The organism is Ruegeria sp. BC3 (genome assembly GCF_056539265.1).
Genome location: NZ_JBQFUP010000001.1, coordinates 185,319 through 202,109 on the forward strand (window position 1 = coordinate 185,319; position 16,791 = coordinate 202,109).

Consider the following 16,791-nt stretch of genomic DNA (forward strand, 5'->3'; position numbering starts at 1 on the left):
TGCGCGGTGGCTTGCGAAAAGACAGCAAAATGTTCAAATTGTCATTCAGACAAACGAAATGAGAAGTATTCATGGACGATTTGGATAGTAGGTTGCTTAGCGCATTGCATCGGGACGCGCGGGCGTCGCTGTCTGAACTGGCTGAAACGCTCGGTGTCACCCGCACCACTGTACGCAGCCGCCTTCAGCGGCTTAAGCAATCGGGCGAGATTGTGGGCTTCACCGTCCTCACCCGTCAGGACGTAGCGCAAAGCCCGGTGCGCGGTTTGATGATGTTGGAGATCGAGGGCCGCGGGACCGAGCGTACGATGGCCCGGATCGCAGCGATGCGGCAGGTGCGCGCTGTCCACTCCACGAACGGCGGTTGGGATCTGATCGCTGAAATTTGGACCGAAACACTGGCTGAGCTGGACGAGGTTCTGTTTCAGATCCGACGGATGGAGGGGATTACCCGATCCGAAACCAACCTACTTCTATCGACACGCAAAGGGCGGCTCTGACCCCGTAGTGCTTTGAGCTTGAACGAAATTGTGTCACAGTCGCAGTGCGTATTCCAAGTGCGCCTGAGAGCAGGGACACAGCATGGCATCTGGCGAGAACGTGGAAGACCTTTGGGCCGTTCGATTGGCAGAACGGGTCTCGGGGTTTCTTGAAAAACCCGCGATCAGGATCGCGATTCCGATCCTGGTCACACTGGTCGCGCTGATTGTCCTGCGCGAATTATCTGCGCATGTGAAATGGGCCGACGTGAAAACGGACGTCGCAGGCACGTCGTGGAAACTGATGTTCTTCGCCCTTTGCTTTACCGCGCTCAGCTTCCTGTCCCTGTCTCTTTATGACGTGTTCGCCGTGCAAAGCGTGGCGAAAGGCGAGGTTCCTTTGCCCGTGGCAGGCATGGCCGGGGCGTGTGGGTATGCGGTGTCCAATTGTCTGGGCTTTTCCTACATCACAGGCACAGCAATCCGGTACAGGATTTATGCCTCGTTGGGTTTGGATCTGGGCCGCGTGGCGGGGGTAATCGCGACCTCTTGGATTGCGTTTTGGTCAGGTTTTGTGCTGCTGCTGGGGGGATTGCTGACGTTGCACCCCGACGGCGTGTCCAAAGTTCTGCCGATCAGCGATACCGCCGAAACCGTGATCGGATTGTGCCTGTTGGCGGCGCTGGTTGCGGTGTTCATTTGGCTATCCCGGGGCGGGCGCAGATTGGCGGCGGGTGGTATGGGGTTCAACTTGCCTGGAGGCAAGCTGGCAGGGTTGCTGACGCTGGCCGCGATCGGAGACCTCTTTGGCGCGTCCATGACCCTTTATATTCTGATGCCCGATGATCTGGGCGTCGGATTTCCGTTCTTTTTTACAATCTACATCGGTGCGATTGCGGTCGGTATCCTGAGCCATGCGCCGGGTGGGATCGGCGCGTTTGAGGCGACGCTGATTGCAGGTTTGGGGGCTTCGGGTCGTTCCGACGTTATCGCCGCCTTGTTGCTGTATCGGGTGGTCTATACCTTTTTGCCGTTCGCAATCGCTTCGTTGTCAATCGCCGTCGCATCCGCTTTGACGCACCGCCACCATATCAGCGGAGCCGCCACTTGGGTCTATCGCGTGATCCGTCCAATTGTCCCAATGGTTGCGGCGGGTGTGGCCGCGGTGGCTGGAGTGATCCTGCTGGTTTCTGGAGCTTTGCCCGCCAGCAGTCAAAGCCTTGGCGTGCTGCGCGATTTCCTGCCCTTGTCCTTTGTCGAGGCTTCGCATCTGGCGGGCAGTGCAGTGGGTGTTCTGCTGTTGTTGGTATCGCGTGGATTGTTCCGCAAGCTCTATCGCGCGTGGGTTGTTGCGATGCTTTTGATGGTCGCGGGGTTCGTGGCCTCGATCACCAAAGGGCTGCACACGCACGAGGCCATCGGCATGCTGTGCACCATCGCTTTATTGGCGATGTTCCGAGGGGCGTTCTACCGGGTTAGCGGCGCGTCGATTTTCCGCCTGAACATCCCATGGCTGGTCAGCGTCATCGCCTTGCTTTTGGTCATCTTCTGGATCGGACTTTTTGCCTATTCCCATGTCGAATACCAGAACGCCCTTTGGTGGGAGTTCGCTTGGAATGGTGATGCCTCGCGCTTTTTACGATCGAGCTTGGTTGTTGCGGTCATCCTTGGTGTAGTCGCCGTGAACTCATTGTTTGGGCGCGATGTGCCTGAGCAGGTTCGGACTGAGATTCCAGAGGTCGTCGAACGGTTGGCGTTGGAAAGTGAGGATACCGAGGCGCAGATATCCCTGACCGGGGACAAGCAATTCCTGATTTCACCGGGCGAGGACGCCTTTCTGGCCTATGCCGATACCGGCAACGCGCTGATCAGCAAGGGCGAACCGGTGGGCGACGAAACGGCCGGGCAACAGCTTATCTGGCAGCTGCGCGAGATGGCGGATCGCGAAGGCAAACTATGCGCCTTCTACAGTGTCTCGACCAAATACTTGCCGACCTTCCTGGATCTGGGCCTGTCCATCCTCAAGATTGGTGAGGTTGCGCGGGTGCCTCTCAAGGATTTCTCGTTGGACGGAAAATCCCGCAAAAGGTTCCGTCAGGCCAAGAACAGAGCCGAGCGCGAAGGCTATGTGTTTGAGATCATTCCCAAGGAAAACCTGGCCCCGGTACTGCCGCAGCTGCGTAAGATCTCGGACGACTGGTTGCAGCACAAAGCAGGGGCGGAAAAGGGATTTGCTCTGGGTGGGTTCGATGACGAATACCTGTCCTACTTTGACCATGCAGTACTGCGCAAAGAGGAAGGTGGTCAGATTGTGGCCTTCGCCAACCTGTTTCAGGGCGGTCACAAATCCGAGCTGTCATTGGACTTGATGCGCTATGAGCCCGACAGTCCCAGCTTTGTCATGGACGCTCTGTTCGCCGAAATGATGAGCTGGGGGGCAGAGCAGGGGTTCCACTGGTTCTCTTTGGGGGCCGCACCGTTTTCAGGGATCGAGAACCGGCAACTGGCGTCATTCTGGAACCGTGTTGGTGGGTTTGTCTATGAGCATGGCGAGCAGTTCTATCACTTCGAAGGGCTGCGGTCGTTCAAGCAAAAGTTCGACCCGGAATGGAGCCCGAACTACCTCGCAAGCCCGGGTGGTTTGGCGGCCCCACGTATCCTGTACGAAGTAAACATCCTGATTTCCGGCGGTCTGCGAGGGCTGACCAAATAAGCGTTAGTTCAGGCTGGCGCGGGTCGGGTCTTTTTCCAGCAGATCACCCCAATCGGTGCGATAGGCCATCTCGGCCAGAACGGTTTCGGGCAGGAATTCCTGGTTCTGCCGGATCTGCCAGCCGCCGCCCAAGCCCTTGTATACTGCGACCAGATTGCTGGAGACCTGCTGGCGCGCCTGAATCAGATTGGCCTGTGATCGCAGCAAGGCGGTTTGCGTATTCAGGATGCGCGAATAGCTGGCGATGCCGTCCCGGTATTGGTCGATGGCGATCTCGGCGGCTTTGCGCGATGCAGCCACGCTGTTTTCGTAGAACCCGACCTGCTTGCGCGATTGGGCATAGGCCACCATTGCGCTTTCCACTTCGGAATAGGCCGTCAGAACAGTGTTTTGGTAGTTGGCAATCAGCGCCTGATAAGCCGCATCCTGAGCACGGACGTTGTTCTTGATCCGGCCATAGTTCAGCACATTCCAGACCACTCCGGCATTGGCCAGCCCGGTCGTACTGGACGACGAGAATAGATCCCGCCCGCCCGAGGCCTGCAGGCCAATCGCGCCAGACAGGATGAATTGCGGATACAGATCGGCCAGAGCGATCCCGACCTGTGCCGATTGCGTGGCAGCAGCCAGCTCGGCCGCGCGCACATCGGGACGACGACGCAGAAGCTCGGCCGGGACACCGACCGAGACATTGCTGCGCGCCGACGGAATGCGCCCGGAATTGCCCAGCAGGCCGGTCATGCGCGACGGGGTGGTGCCCAGCAACACCGCCAGCGCGTTCTTGGCCTGCTGCAGGTCACTTTCGATCTCGGGTACCAATGCTTTGGTGTTGTTCAGCAGTGCAGTGGATTCCTGCACGTCCAGCTCGGTTGTGACCCCATTGTCGAAACGCAGCTGGGTCAGATCAGCGGATTCCTGCTGCAACTGGATGTTCTCGCGCGCAACGGCCAGCGACTCCTGCAAGGCGCGGATGTTGACATAGAGCGCTGCGACATCGCCCGTCAGAGTGACCAGAGCGTCGTCATAGTTCGCCACCTGCAGCGCCAGGTTGGACCGTGCGGCCTGAACCCCACGGCGCTGTTGGCCCCAGACGTCCAGCTCCCACTGTGCGTCGAACCCGACCTGCGAGGTCGAGAATTCTGTATCCAGCGGGATAATCCGACGTACATCGGAAATTGGGCCAAGATTGTCACTGATCTGGCGCCGCTCGATCGAGGCACCAATGGCCTGCGACTGCGGATAAAGCTCGCCGAACGCGATGCCCAACTGCGCGCGCGCCTGCAAGACGCGTGCGCCTGCGACTTGAAGGTCAAGGTTCTGAGCATAGGCTTCGGCGATCAGCTTGTTGAGGGTTGGATCGTTGAAGGTCTCCCACCACTTGACCACCGGCGCGCTGCGGGATGTCAGCCCGCTTTGACCCGCGCTGGGGCTGTTCACCTCGATCCACTGTTTTACGACCGGAGAGTTCGGGCGCACAAAATCCGGGCCAACGGGCGTACAGCCCACCAGCAAGGCGGCGCTTAGGGCCGTGCCCAGCAGTTGGCGATGAAGTCTGGCCCGGATCATGATTTGCGTCCTCAAATATCCAATGGTCGAATGAAGTTGGCGAAAGAATAAAGCCGGATGTTGATGCGCCGCAGGAACTCAAAGCTTTTGCCTTGCCCGGTATAGATCGCCACAGCCGCGTGGCCACCGGCGGGGAACGTGTGCCCGTCGGGAATATCTACCGAGATTTGCACGGCAATACGCCCCGGCAGCTTGGGCAGTTCGAACCCGGGCAGGCGGCCCGAGGGCAGGTATTGGCCCTGACGGGTGGCCCACCAGATCGCCTCGACCTTGCCGGTCAGAATCTCGCCGGGATACAAATCAAGCGCCACTTCGACAGGCTGGCCGACCTCGACAAATTTTAGGTTCTGCTGCCGGTAAGTAGCGAGAATATAGGGGTTGTCTTTTGTCACGAAACTGGCAATCGCGCCCAAGCGGATATCGCCCACAACCAGACCCGGGCGGGCCTGCTGAGAGACAATCATGCCGTCTTCGGGGGCGTAAATGGTGGTGTTGTCTAAGAAATATTGGGCCTTGTCCAACTGCGCCTGCGCTTGAAGTATGCCGGTATTCACACCGTCAATCTGGGAATCCAGCGCCAGTTGCGCCTTTTCCAGATTGGCCCCAGCCTCTTTGACCTGCGCCTGATCTTCGGTGACCTGTTCGTTCCAACGATCCAGTTCGTCCTGACGCGCGCCGCCTGCAGGCACCAGGTTTTCATACCGCGCCTGTTGGGTCAGGGCATAGGCCAGCTGAGCGTTGGCGCGTTCAATCGCCTCGGATGCAGCGATGACGTCCTGTTCCAGAATCTTAGCGTTCTGTTCGGCCGCGACCAGCTGCGCTGTGGCTTCTGCGACCTCAAGCTTGAAGACGGTGTCATCGAACCGGTAAAGCGGGTCGCCTTTTTTGACTTCGGTGTTGGGTTCGACCAGAACCTCGGACAGGATAGTCGGTTCGGTCAGGCGGGGGACGATCTGGATCGTGGACCGAACCACATGACTGTCGATGGAAAAAGGCTGAAAGAACCGCAGGGCGACCAGAAAGATCAGCAGTAGATGCGCGCCAACCCAGAAGGACACAATGCCCCACATGATGTTGAACTTCAGCCATTGCATCTTGAAGAAGATGAACCAGACGAAAATGATGTAGAACAGCGTAATGCCGAGGGCGACGAACATAGTCTGTGGTTCCTTTGGCCTTAGCTTTTCTGCGTCTCGTCCGGGTCAAGCGGGTCGCGGTATTCCTCCGTCAACTCGCCGCCCAACCGTTTGATTTCTTTGCGAACGGCTTCTCGTTCATCATCAGGCATGCGGCGAATATCGACGACCGTGCCGTCATGGAACGCCCAGATGAATGCATGGACCCAGGGCACGATTGCCAGGAATCCCATCCATCCCATGATTTTGATCGCTTCGGCGTGCGGGTGGTTGCGCTTGATCGCGATGCGGCCCGGCAATCCCATGACAAACAAAAACAGCGCCATGACGGCGGCCAGCAGCAAAATCAATGCAACAAAAGTCAGATAGTCGTAATAGCCCAGCGGCTGCCCAAGTAACCCCATCTTCCTGCCTCCGATTGGGAAGGTTACCTTATCCTCAAATGCCGGTGGGCGGTTCGTCAATCTATTTGTGGCCAACTGTTGGTTGTGCCGTGACGAAAGCGGTGATTCCGGGGGTTGATCAGCCGCAGATACGCAAGGCCGTGTTCCAATCGCGGCAGCGGTCGTTCAGGTCTGCGGCAACGGGGGTGTCGGTGTAAAACGTGTCGATCTCAGCCAACGAGGTGATGCGGGCAGGGGCCGCGCGTTGGAATTTCGAATGATCGGCAACCAAAAAGGTGCGCCGGGTTTGCGCAAGTATGGTTTGGCTGACCAGGACCTCTTGAAAATCGAAATCCAAAAGGTCGCCATCCGTGTCGAGCGCAGAGCATCCGATGACTGCATAGTCAAACTTGAACTGCCGTATGGTTGAGACCGTCAGATTGCCCACAAGCCCACCGTCCGAGCGGCGCAGCACACCGCCTGCAACAACGATTTCGCAATCGGTGTTGTCCACCAGAATATTGGCGACGTTCATGTTGTTGGTGACCACCATCAGGTCTTTATGACCTAACAACTGACGTGCGACGGCTTCGGTCGAAGTGCCGATATTCATGAAAACTGAAGCCCCGTCCGGGATGTCGCGGGCGCAGGCCGCGGCGATCCGTGCTTTGGCGTCCTCGTTCAGGGCACGTCGATCCTCGTACCCGATGTTCGAGACGCCCGACCTTATGACGGCTCCGCCATGCACGCGGTCAAGCTTTCCCATATCCGCCAGTTCAGACAGATCGCGGCGAATGGTTTGCACAGTCACTCCGAACTGGGCGGCCAAATCCTCGACCATAACGCGACCGTCCTGCTGGGCGATGTTCAGGATATCTGACTGGCGAAAGGAGAGGGACATTGAGGGCTCCGAGCGTTGGTTGTGTTCGTTTTTGTTCTATTTTGCGATTTTGGCAAGGGCCTGCACGGCTAAAGAGGCGATCTTCGGGCAAACTTGGGGTAAAATGCGAAAAAAAGCGAAAGCAAACATTGACGAAACGCACCAATGCCGGGTTAATGCCCACGATATTTTCAGCACAGAGAATCATCCGGATATGGAACGGCACAGCGATACGGTCACGGACCTGTTCATCATTGGCGGTGGGATCAACGGTTGTGGCATCGCGCGCGATGCTGTCGGGCGCGGGTTGTCGGTGACACTGGCCGAGATGAACGATCTGGCCTCGGCGACGTCATCGGCCTCGACCAAGCTGTTTCATGGCGGACTGAGGTATCTTGAGTATTTCGAGTTCCGCCTTGTGCGCGAGGCGTTGATCGAACGCGAAACGCTGCTGCGCGCGATGCCTCATATCAGTTGGCCGATGCGCTTTGTGCTGCCGTATCACAAGGATATGCGGTTCGATTCCGAAACGCCGACGTCGCGGTTGCTCAGCACTATGATGCCTTGGATGCGCGGTCGGCGTCCAGCGTGGCTGATCCGTTTGGGACTGTTCATGTATGACCATCTGGGCGGGCGAAAGATCCTGCCGGGAACAAGCGCGCTGAACCTGCGCAGCGCACGCGAGGGTGGGCCACTGCAGGACAAGTTTCAAACGGCCTATGAGTATTCCGATTGCTGGATCGAAGACTCGCGGTTGGTCGTGCTGAATGCCCGTGATGCCGAGGCGCGGGGCGCCGAAATCCTGGTACAGACCGAGGTTCTTTCCGCCGAGCGCGTCGATGATCTGTGGCAGATCACGATCCGGGATCGCCAAAGCGGCGAGTCGCGCGTTGTGCAGGCGAGGATGCTGATAAACGCAGGTGGTCCATGGGTTGGAGACATCATCCAAACGAAAATCCGGATCAACTCCCGCGAGGGCGTTCGCCTGGTGCGCGGCAGCCATATCGTGACCCGCAAACTTTATGACCACGACAAATGCTATTTCTTCCAAGGTGAGGACGGGCGCATCATTTTCGCCATTCCCTACGAACGTGATTTCACCCTGATCGGCACGACAGATCAGGACCATCCGAACCCGGAGGAGCCGCCAGTTTGTACCGAGGCCGAGCAAGATTACTTGTGCGCCTTCGCCTCGAAGTATTTCGAAAACCCGATCACGCGCGATGATATCGTCTGGACCTACTCCGGCGTGCGCCCTCTGTACGATGACGGTGCCAGCAGCGCGACAGCTGCGACACGGGACTACACGCTTAAAGTCGATGCACAGGGTGGGGCTCCGGTATTGAACGTCTTTGGCGGCAAGATCACTACCTACCGGCGGCTGGCTGAAAGCGCATTGGACAAGGTGGCGGAGCACTTCCCCAATCTGCCCGGTCCCTGGACTGCGGGCGTCGCGTTGCCCGGTGGGGACTTCCCGGTTGATGGGGTGCAGGGCTTGGTTGAGGACCTTTTGTCAGCCTATCCGTTCCTCGACCGCTCTTGGGCAGAACGGTTGGTCCGTGCTTATGGGACCGAAGCAAAGGCGATGCTTGGGGACGCACAGGCAGCGGCAGATCTGGGTGAAGATTTCGGTGCGACGTTGACCGCGCGGGAGCTTGCATGGTTGATCGACAAGGAATTCGCCCGTACGGCTGAGGATGTGGTCTGGCGCCGGAACAAAATGGGCCTGCGGCTCAGCGACGAGCAGATCGCGCGCATTCAGGCCTGGATGGATACCTACAGCGCGCCCGTCGCGGCGAGGGCATGATACCTTCTGAAGACCTGAGTTAAAGGTTGGATTTAAGTCTTGGCTAAAGGACCGGGGCTACCACTTGAACACGCGGCGCAATACGCGAAGGTTGCCGCTGAACTTGTTACCGCCAAGGTCGCCGGCAAGCCTTTGCAGGACATCCGCAAAGCCATAGCTGGGGATTGCATCCTGAACTGCTTTGACCTGAGCCTTGGTCAACCCCTTGCGTATTTTTCCTTCGGTGGCGTCGATCCAATCCGCTTTGCGGATAGCTTCGACGATGCGCTGGTTCGGCCCGCGATAAGGAAACACCTTGTGGTGCCAATGGATGGCATCCTTGAGCAATTGGGGATCAAGACCCCAATCGTACTTTTCGTTGTCAGCCAGTGCGTGCGCTTCTGATGGCTCAAGATATGCAAGGTCGTGTTCCGTCCACAGCCCGATATCGTGGTAGACAAGCGCGGTTTCGACCATCGGGCGCGCCTCTTCATCGCCGTCCAGAAAATGCATCGCAAAGGTGATCACCCGATAAACGTGGCCGCGATAGGCCAGATAGTCATCGCCCAGTGCCTCGCGATAGGGCTCAAACAGACGTTCGACCCAGTCACTATGATCAGTAATTTTGATTTCGTCGGTCATGTTTCTGGCTCTTTGCGTTTTGGTGACCCATTGTGTAAGCATGTGATTACATCGGGGTGAGACCGTAAGTCAACAGGTGATTACTTGAGTGCCGAAGCAAAACAACAGATCGAGAGCAGTGCCAGAAAGCGCAATTCGGATGCGACAAAGGATGCAATTGTGGCTGCCGCCCGCGTCGAGTTCCAAAGAGCCGGGTACGAAAGCGCCAGTACGCGAAAGATCGCCTCGGATGCGGGGTGCAATGTCGCCCTGATCAACCGCTATTTCGGATCAAAAATCGGTCTGTTCGAAACAGTGATGGAAGCCTGCATTGATCTGAGCCCGCTTGTCGGCCTGTCACAGGATCAGATGGTCGCAGCCTTAGTCGACATCGCATTGGGCAAAGCCGGGTCGCAGGGCGATTTTGATCCGGTGGTTGTTGCCATCAAGTCATCCGGGTCCGCCGCCGCGCAAGATGTGGTTCGCGACAAATTGGGAAATCCAATGGTCGAAGAACTTGCATCGTTGATTGGCGGCGACGATGCGAAGCAAAAGGCCGGAGTAGTTCTAAGCATTATCTCAGGCATGTTCGTCGGTCGCGTTTCCATTGGGGCCGACGCCTTGGCGGGTGACGAAAGTGAAATCATTCGACCGATGCTGACTGACGCTTTGAAAGCGGTCCTTGCGACAGGGCGCGATTAGAACCTGAACCTTTCCAATAAAAAAGCCCCGCCGATTTGGCGGGGCTTTTATCTGATTACGCTGCTTCCTCGGTTGGTCCTGGATCGTCCTTGGTGCCTTTGATCCATTCCCGCAGCCCTTGCAGCAGGGCGTAAAGAACGGGCACCAGGATAACGCCGACCAAGGTGGCCGCCAGCATCCCGCCAAACACGGCAACACCGATGGCCTTTTGGCTGGCAGCACCAGCGCCACTTGCGGCCAACAGTGGAACAACACCCAAAAGGAAGGACAGGGCGGTCATCATCACCGCACGGAAACGCTGATAAGCAGCCTCGGCCGCGGCATCCTTGACAGACAGCCCCTTGGCTCTTTGCTCCATCGCGAATTCCACGATCAGAATACCGTTCTTGGACGCCAGGCCCACAAGCATGATCATCCCGATCTGCGTATAAAGGTTGATATCACTGCCCACGATCGCCACTGCGGCTACCGCTCCGAACAATGCGACGATCACCGAAAGCAGGATCGACACCGGCAAGGTCCAGCTTTCGTATTGGCCCACGAGGAACAGATAACCGAAGAGGATCGCAAGCCCGAGGATCACGATCACCAGCCCGCCGGATGCCAATTGCTGCTGCGCTGTCCCGGTCCACTCGAAGGCGTAGCCGGGTGGCAGGGCGGTCGAAGACTCCTCGGTCATCACCGTGATCGCGTCACCGGTGGACAACCCGGGGGCCGGAACTGCCGTTACAGTTGCCGAACGGAACAGGTTGTGTCGTTTCAGCAAAACCGGCCCAAGCACGTTCTCGACGTCGATCAGAGTACCCAGAGGCACCATCTCACCCTTGGTCGAACGGACATAAAGGTTCGAGATATCCTCGACATTGTCGCGATACGAACCATCCGCCTGGATCATCACGCGATAGACCCGACCGAACAGGTTGAAGTCGTTCACGTAATATGAACCCAGCTGTGCCTGCATGGTCTGGAACACCTCGGCGACCGAGACTTGTAGCGTCTTGGCTTTTTCCCGGTCCAGATCCACGAAAAGCTGCGGAACGTTGGCCCGGAAGGTCGTGTACGCTTGGCCAATTTCTGCCCGCTGATTGGCCGAATACACAAAGGAACCGACCGCCGAGGCGAGGTCCTGGGGCGAGCCACCACCCGTCTGCTGAACCTCCATCTCAACACCGGCCGACATACCCAGACCCTGAATGGGCGGCGGGTTGAAGGCCACGATCGAGGCCGCGGATTCACCGTTGGCGATGGCCAGAACCTTGGCGAGGATGGCGTTTGCACTCAGGTCGTCTTCCTGCCGCAGATCCCAGTTGTCGAGGTTGACGAAGATCGCAGCGCCGTTGGTGATTGTGCCGTTCAGCAACGAGAAGCCGTTGATCAGAACGGTACTGGACACGCCCGGGATCTGTTGAATCTGTTCGTCGACGCGGGCCGACACAGCCTCGGTCCGTTCCAGGGTCGCCGCATCGGGCAGCTGGATGTCCACAAACAGATAGCCGTTGTCCTCAAGCGGAAGGAAACCGCTAGAGGTGTTGGACATGATCGTACCGGTGCCCACGGCGAAGGCTGCGATCATACCCAGCCCGACAATCGGCAGGATCAGAAGTTTGCGTACGATGGCGACGTAACCGCTGCGGATGGTGCCGATAAAGTTCTCGAACACGGCCAGCAGCCCTTTGGGCGGGCCGGAACGTGCCTTCAGAACCAATCCACACAACGCAGGCGACAGGGTCAACGCGTTGATGGACGAGATCACAACCGCGGTCGAGATCGTCACAGCGAACTGTGAGTACAACCGCCCCGAGATGCCGGGCATGAAGGTCACAGGCACGAACACCGCCAGCAGAACCAGCGTGGTTGCAATCACCGGACCGGTGATCTGCCCCATGGCTTTGCGCGTGGCCTCCGCAGGGGGAAGCCCTTCGTCTGCGATAATCCGTTCGACGTTTTCCACCACAACGATGGCGTCGTCCACCACGATCCCGATCGCCAGAACCAAGGCGAACAGCGAGATCGTGTTCAGAGACATGCCGAACAGCAGCAGGAAGGCGAATGTCCCGATCAGTGAGACCGGGATCGCAACCGCTGGAATGATCGTGGCGCGCCAGCTTCCAAGGAAGACGAACACGACCGAGATCACCAGAATGAACGTCAGGATCAAGGTCGAGACCACGTCATTCAGGGACTGTTCCACAAAGTCCGTGGTGTTGAAGGGGACAGAGTACTCTACATCCGTCGGGAAAGTGCGCGACAAACGCTCAAGCTCGGCCTCGACACGCTCGGACACCGCCAGCGCATTCGCGCCGGGGGCCTGATAGATACCGATGACAGTCGCGGGAACACTGTCGAAATATCCCGACGCCGCGTAGTATTGCGCGCCCAGTTCGACCCGCGCAATGTCCTTGACCCGCACGATCGAACCCGCATCGCCGGTACGAATGACGATGTCTCCAAATTCGGCAGCGGATGTCAGGCGGCCTTTGGTTTTGATCGTGTATTGAAAGGTCTGCCCCTCGGGCACCGGAGGCGCACCGATAGAACCGGCCGAAACTTCCACGTTTTGTTCACGGATGGCACTAATCACGTCACCCGGAGTGATGGACAGAGCCGCCATCTGGTCCGGGTCCATCCAGATACGCATTGCGTATTCCAGGTTGGTCAGAACGTCGGCCTTACCCACGCCCTGAACACGGGCCAGCGCGTCTTTCAGGTTGATTGAGGCATAGTTTGACAGAAACACACTGTCATATGTCTCGTTCGGTGAAGTCAAAGTGACCAGCAACAGCATGTTGGTCGACGCTTTTTGCGTGACCACACCGGACGAAGTCACCTCGGACGGCAGCGATGACATCGCCTGCGCCACCCGGTTCTGCACGTTGACCGACGCGATATCTGGGTCAGTGCCGACCTCGAACGTGATGTTCAGCGAATACGAGCCGTTATCCGATGAGGTGGACGTCATATAGATCATGTCGTCCACACCGTTGACCTGCGCCTCGATCGGGGCGGCGACGGTGTTTTCCACGGTTTCGGCATTTGCGCCGGTATAGGTGGTCGTCACACTGACTACGGGTGGGGTGATGTCAGGGAACTGGGCGACCGGCAGAACCAAATAGCCGATGCCGCCCATGATCGTTAGGACAAGCGAAATGACAAGCGCCAGCTTTGGCCGGCTGATGAACAGGGCTGAGAACATCCGTTATTCTCCCGGCTGTTCAGATGCTACGACAGCATCCACCGCGACACCGGGACGAACCCGCTGCAGGCCTTCGACGATCACGCTTTCACCTTCGCGCAGACCGTCTGTCACGATGATTGCCGTGCCGACGACGTCACCTGTCGTGATATAGCGCTGTTCGACCATCTGCTTGTCGTTGACCACCAGAACGAATTCACCGCGCTGATCCCGTTGCAACGCAGCTTGCGGGACCAAGACCTGAAGGGTGGGCTCCAAAGCTTCGATCTGAACGCTCAGGAACTGACCGTCGATGATCAACCGTTCGGCGTTTGGAAACTCCGCCCGTACCGTGATCGCGCCTGTTAGAGGGTCAATACGGTTGTCCACAAAGACGATCTCACCGGTTTCATCCAATGCGGTACCATTGGGCAGGGTCAGATGAACGTTCGGGCTCTTGTTGCTTTCGGCCAGCGAAGCGGCACTTTCGCCGTATTGTTCAAGAACCGACGTGAACTGCTTTTCGTTCAACGAAAAATTCACATAGATCGGGGCTTCGCTGACCAGATTGACCAGCGGAGGATTTGTTGGCCCAACCACATCGCCGACACTTGTTTCAACCCGGCCAATTCGACCGGCGAAGGGCGCGTGAATCTTGGTGTAGCTGAGGTCCAATTCGGCTTGCTGAATCGCTGCGTGCGCGGCTTTTACCTCGGCTTCGGCGACCAGTTCGTTCGCCCGAGCAATGTCGCGTTCGGATTCAGGGGTGGCGTCACGTCTGTACAGTTCTTCCTTACGGGCAAGGTCGACTTTGGCCAGCTCCAGATTGGCTTCGGCCCGATCCAGATCCGCCTTGCGGGCTTCAAGCGTCGCCTCGTAAAGATCAGGCTCAATCGTAAACAGAAGATCGTCTTTGTTGACCAGCGCGCCGTCTTCTACGTCCTGAGTTTCCAGAAATCCGTTTACGCGCGCAACGATGTCGACTTTGTCGATCGCTTCGGCGCGCCCGATGAACACGGCCTCATCGGTGATCTCTTGAGTATAGGCGGCTGCAATCGACACTTTCGGCGGTGGCGCATCGCTTTGGTCCTGCGCAAGCGCTGCATAGCTGACACTTAGGCTGGCAAACGCTGCAATTGCCAGCGCCGGACCTCTGTGTCGGAAAAAGGAGTTAGTGATTGCAAGGGACATGGCACGCGCCTCATTAAACTCAAGGATTTTGCGTCTAGGCCACCGGAATGGCCCGACGAGTCGTTTTAATTCTCAGGCAGGATGGCCGTTTTGACGTTATAGCTCAAGCTTCTTGAATGCGTGTCGCGGTCGCAGCAGGCGGGAATTTTCCATCTTGCAGTGAGGCTTACGTCAAATCTGGGCGGCGTTTGGGAACAAAGCCGGATATTTCCTCGCGGCACAAAAAAACGGAGGCCGTGTGGCCTCCGTCCTTGATCCTGATCGGAACGGTTGCTCAGTCGCGGGTTCCGGCAAAGCGGGTCTGCCAGTCTTCGCGCTGATCGTCGGTGATCTTGGCGAACAGCACATCCGGCACCGAGAACTCGTGACCCGCGGGCAGGGCGTCCAGCGCGGCTGCCACATCCTCGGGCCAGCTTGTGTCCAGCGTGTTCATCGCGCTCAGCATCTTGGCTGTCGTCTCGGGGATGAACGGCGCGCTGAGCACGGCGTAAAGACGGATCAGGTTCAGGCCCAATCGCACTTGCGCAGCGGCTTGCTCGGGGTCTTCCTTGAAGGTCGACCAGGGCGCGGCGGCCTGCAGATATTCGTTGCCGGCGACCCAGATTGCCCGCAATTCCTGTGCGGATTTGCGAACGTCCATCGCCTCCATGTGCCCTTCATAGGCGCGGACGCGTTTGGTCAGTTCTTCGATCAGCGCTTGCTCACGCTCTCCATAGGAACCGCCTTCTGGCACGGCTTCCGAGAATTTCGAGCGGCAGAACTTGGTGATCCGGCTGACAAAGTTGCCCAGAACGTCGGCGAGGTCTTTGTTCACCGATTGCTGGAAGTTCTCCCAGGTAAACTCACTGTCGCTGCTTTCGGGCGCATGGCTCAGAAGCCACCAGCGCCAGTAATCGGCGGGTAGAATCTCCAGCGCCTGATCCATGAACACGCCGCGACCTTGGCTGGTCGAGAACTGGCCGCCGTCATAGTTCAGGTAATTGAAGGATTTCAGGTGGTCGACCATCTTCCACGGCTCGCCCGATCCCAGAATGGTGGCCGGGAAGCTGAGCGTATGGAACGGCACATTGTCCTTGCCCATGAACTGAACATAGCGCACGTCATCGGCACCCTTATCGGTGCGCCACCACCGCTCCCAATCCGCATCGGTCTTGCCATTGGCATCTGCCCATTCCTTGGCGCAGGCGATGTATTCGATCGGCGCGTCGAACCAGACATAGAAGACCTTGCCCTCCATACCCGGCCAGTCCTGTTCGCCTTTCTTGACGGGAACACCCCAGTCCAGATCGCGGGTGATGCCGCGATCCTGCAAACCGTCACCGTCATGCAGCCATTTCTTGGCAATCGAGGTCGTCAGGATGGGCCAGTCGGTCTTGCTGTCGATCCAAGCGTCCAGCTGATCTTTCATGGCCGACTGACGCAGATAGAGGTGCTTGGTCTCACGCACTTCCAGGTCGGTCGATCCCGAAATGGCCGAACGTGGGTTGATCAGGTCGGTTGGGTCCAGCTGCTTGGTGCAGTTTTCACACTGGTCACCGCGCGCGCGTTCGTATCCACAGTTGGGGCAGGTACCCTCGATATAACGGTCGGGCAGAAAACGGCCATCGGCGTTGGAATAGACCTGTTTCTCGCTCACTTCTCGGATCAAGCCAGCTTCATCCAGCTTGCCAGCGAAATGCTGGGTCAGACGCTTGTTCTGTTCGCTGGACGAGCGGCCAAAGTGATCAAAGCTCAGCCCAAAGCGGTTTGCGATGTCGGACTGAACCTCATGCATCTCGGCACAATACTCGGCCACTGGCTTGCCAGCTTTTGCAGCGGCCAACTCGGCAGGTGTGCCGTGTTCATCTGTGGCGCACAGGAACATGACCTCATTCCCCCGGCCACGCTGGTAACGTGCGTACAGATCGGCAGGCAATTGCGAGCCGATCAGGTTGCCGAGGTGTTTGATCCCGTTGATGTAGGGGATCGCCGAGGTGATGAGAATCCGAGCCATGTTCCGTATCCGCGTAACTGTCTGCGCGCCCGTCTACCTTATGTAATCGACCAGCAAAACCCCGCTTTCACTGATAGGTGCCCGAAATCGAAGGTAACCGAGCGCGCGGCGTGGATTTCGCGAAATTTCCACGGCGCGTGTATAATAGTGATTGCGTAATTTACGGGGG

12 protein-coding genes are annotated in these 16,791 nt (G+C 57.9%); 4 read left to right on the plus strand and 8 right to left on the minus strand.

The window, feature by feature from the left end:
• The first annotated feature begins 71 nt into the window (after positions 1-71).
• Both ACR0MV_RS00915 and mprF read left to right on the plus strand, forming a co-directional pair.
• A complete protein-coding gene (locus tag ACR0MV_RS00915; protein WP_480700701.1) occupies positions 72-500 on the plus strand; it encodes an Lrp/AsnC family transcriptional regulator in 429 nt (142 codons plus the stop codon).
• An 82-nt stretch (positions 501-582) separates the two neighbouring features.
• Positions 583-3,192 carry a bifunctional lysylphosphatidylglycerol flippase/synthetase MprF gene (mprF, locus tag ACR0MV_RS00920; RefSeq protein ID WP_480700702.1) on the plus strand — a complete coding sequence of 870 codons (2,610 nt, stop codon included), beginning with the start codon at positions 583-585 and terminating at the stop codon, positions 3,190-3,192.
• A gap of 3 nt (positions 3,193-3,195) precedes the next feature.
• Here mprF and ACR0MV_RS00925 read toward each other — a convergent pair whose 3' ends face one another.
• The 4 genes from ACR0MV_RS00925 to ACR0MV_RS00940 all read right to left on the minus strand — a co-directional run bounded on the left by ACR0MV_RS00925 (position 3,196) and on the right by ACR0MV_RS00940 (position 7,178).
• Positions 3,196-4,758, minus strand: a complete 1,563-nt coding sequence (locus ACR0MV_RS00925; RefSeq protein ID WP_480700703.1) for an efflux transporter outer membrane subunit — start codon at positions 4,756-4,758, stop codon at positions 3,196-3,198.
• A gap of 11 nt (positions 4,759-4,769) precedes the next feature.
• Positions 4,770-5,915 carry an HlyD family secretion protein gene (locus ACR0MV_RS00930; RefSeq protein WP_170421516.1) on the minus strand — a complete coding sequence of 382 codons (1,146 nt, stop codon included), beginning with the start codon at positions 5,913-5,915 and terminating at the stop codon, positions 4,770-4,772.
• Positions 5,916-5,935: 20 nt separating this feature from the next.
• Positions 5,936-6,298, minus strand: coding sequence for a DUF3302 domain-containing protein (locus tag ACR0MV_RS00935; RefSeq protein WP_170421513.1), 363 nt, complete (start codon positions 6,296-6,298; stop codon positions 5,936-5,938).
• 118 nt (positions 6,299-6,416) lie between these two features.
• Positions 6,417-7,178 carry a DeoR/GlpR family DNA-binding transcription regulator gene (locus ACR0MV_RS00940; protein ID WP_480700704.1) on the minus strand — a complete coding sequence of 254 codons (762 nt, stop codon included), beginning with the start codon at positions 7,176-7,178 and terminating at the stop codon, positions 6,417-6,419.
• 193 nt (positions 7,179-7,371) lie between these two features.
• Here ACR0MV_RS00940 and glpD point away from each other — a divergent pair, with 193 nt between their 5' ends.
• On the plus strand, positions 7,372-8,964 hold the full coding sequence (gene glpD / locus ACR0MV_RS00945) for a glycerol-3-phosphate dehydrogenase (protein ID WP_480700705.1): 1,593 nt from the start codon (positions 7,372-7,374) through the stop codon (positions 8,962-8,964).
• 57 nt (positions 8,965-9,021) lie between these two features.
• Here the strand turns inward: glpD and ACR0MV_RS00950 are convergent, their stop codons facing one another.
• Positions 9,022-9,585, minus strand: coding sequence for a hypothetical protein (locus tag ACR0MV_RS00950; RefSeq protein ID WP_480700706.1), 564 nt, complete (start codon positions 9,583-9,585; stop codon positions 9,022-9,024).
• Between the two features lie 159 nt (positions 9,586-9,744).
• On the opposite strand from ACR0MV_RS00950, the gene ACR0MV_RS00955 reads away from it, so the two are divergent.
• Positions 9,745-10,266, plus strand: a complete 522-nt coding sequence (locus ACR0MV_RS00955) for a TetR/AcrR family transcriptional regulator (protein WP_480700707.1) — start codon at positions 9,745-9,747, stop codon at positions 10,264-10,266.
• A 55-nt stretch (positions 10,267-10,321) separates the two neighbouring features.
• On the opposite strand, the gene ACR0MV_RS00960 is transcribed toward ACR0MV_RS00955, so the two are convergent.
• From ACR0MV_RS00960 to metG, 3 genes are all read right to left on the minus strand, one after another.
• The gene (locus tag ACR0MV_RS00960) at positions 10,322-13,459 is read right to left on the minus strand and encodes an efflux RND transporter permease subunit (RefSeq protein ID WP_480700708.1); all 3,138 of its coding nucleotides are present in this window, start codon (positions 13,457-13,459) and stop codon (positions 10,322-10,324) included.
• A gap of 3 nt (positions 13,460-13,462) precedes the next feature.
• On the minus strand, positions 13,463-14,629 hold the full coding sequence (locus tag ACR0MV_RS00965) for an efflux RND transporter periplasmic adaptor subunit (RefSeq protein ID WP_170421495.1): 1,167 nt from the start codon (positions 14,627-14,629) through the stop codon (positions 13,463-13,465).
• A 274-nt stretch (positions 14,630-14,903) separates the two neighbouring features.
• A complete protein-coding gene (gene metG / locus ACR0MV_RS00970) occupies positions 14,904-16,622 on the minus strand; it encodes a methionine--tRNA ligase (protein ID WP_480700709.1) in 1,719 nt (572 codons plus the stop codon).
• Positions 16,623-16,791 lie beyond the last annotated feature (169 nt).

What these genes read in the sequence shown, in the direction of transcription:
- metG (WP_480700709.1), bottom strand. Translation starts at nt 16,622, where the DNA reads ATGGCTCGGATTCTCATCACCTCGGCGATCCCCTACATCAACGGGATC.
- ACR0MV_RS00960 (WP_480700708.1), bottom strand. Translation starts at nt 13,459, where the DNA reads ATGTTCTCAGCCCTGTTCATCAGCCGGCCAAAGCTGGCGCTTGTCATT.
- ACR0MV_RS00935 (WP_170421513.1), bottom strand. Translation starts at nt 6,298, where the DNA reads ATGGGGTTACTTGGGCAGCCGCTGGGCTATTACGACTATCTGACTTTT.
- ACR0MV_RS00915 (WP_480700701.1), top strand. Translation starts at nt 72, where the DNA reads ATGGACGATTTGGATAGTAGGTTGCTTAGCGCATTGCATCGGGACGCG.
- mprF (WP_480700702.1), top strand. Translation starts at nt 583, where the DNA reads ATGGCATCTGGCGAGAACGTGGAAGACCTTTGGGCCGTTCGATTGGCA.
- ACR0MV_RS00925 (WP_480700703.1), bottom strand. Translation starts at nt 4,758, where the DNA reads ATGATCCGGGCCAGACTTCATCGCCAACTGCTGGGCACGGCCCTAAGC.
- glpD (WP_480700705.1), top strand. Translation starts at nt 7,372, where the DNA reads ATGGAACGGCACAGCGATACGGTCACGGACCTGTTCATCATTGGCGGT.
- ACR0MV_RS00965 (WP_170421495.1), bottom strand. Translation starts at nt 14,629, where the DNA reads ATGTCCCTTGCAATCACTAACTCCTTTTTCCGACACAGAGGTCCGGCG.
- ACR0MV_RS00940 (WP_480700704.1), bottom strand. Translation starts at nt 7,178, where the DNA reads ATGTCCCTCTCCTTTCGCCAGTCAGATATCCTGAACATCGCCCAGCAG.
- ACR0MV_RS00930 (WP_170421516.1), bottom strand. Translation starts at nt 5,915, where the DNA reads ATGTTCGTCGCCCTCGGCATTACGCTGTTCTACATCATTTTCGTCTGG.
- ACR0MV_RS00950 (WP_480700706.1), bottom strand. Translation starts at nt 9,585, where the DNA reads ATGACCGACGAAATCAAAATTACTGATCATAGTGACTGGGTCGAACGT.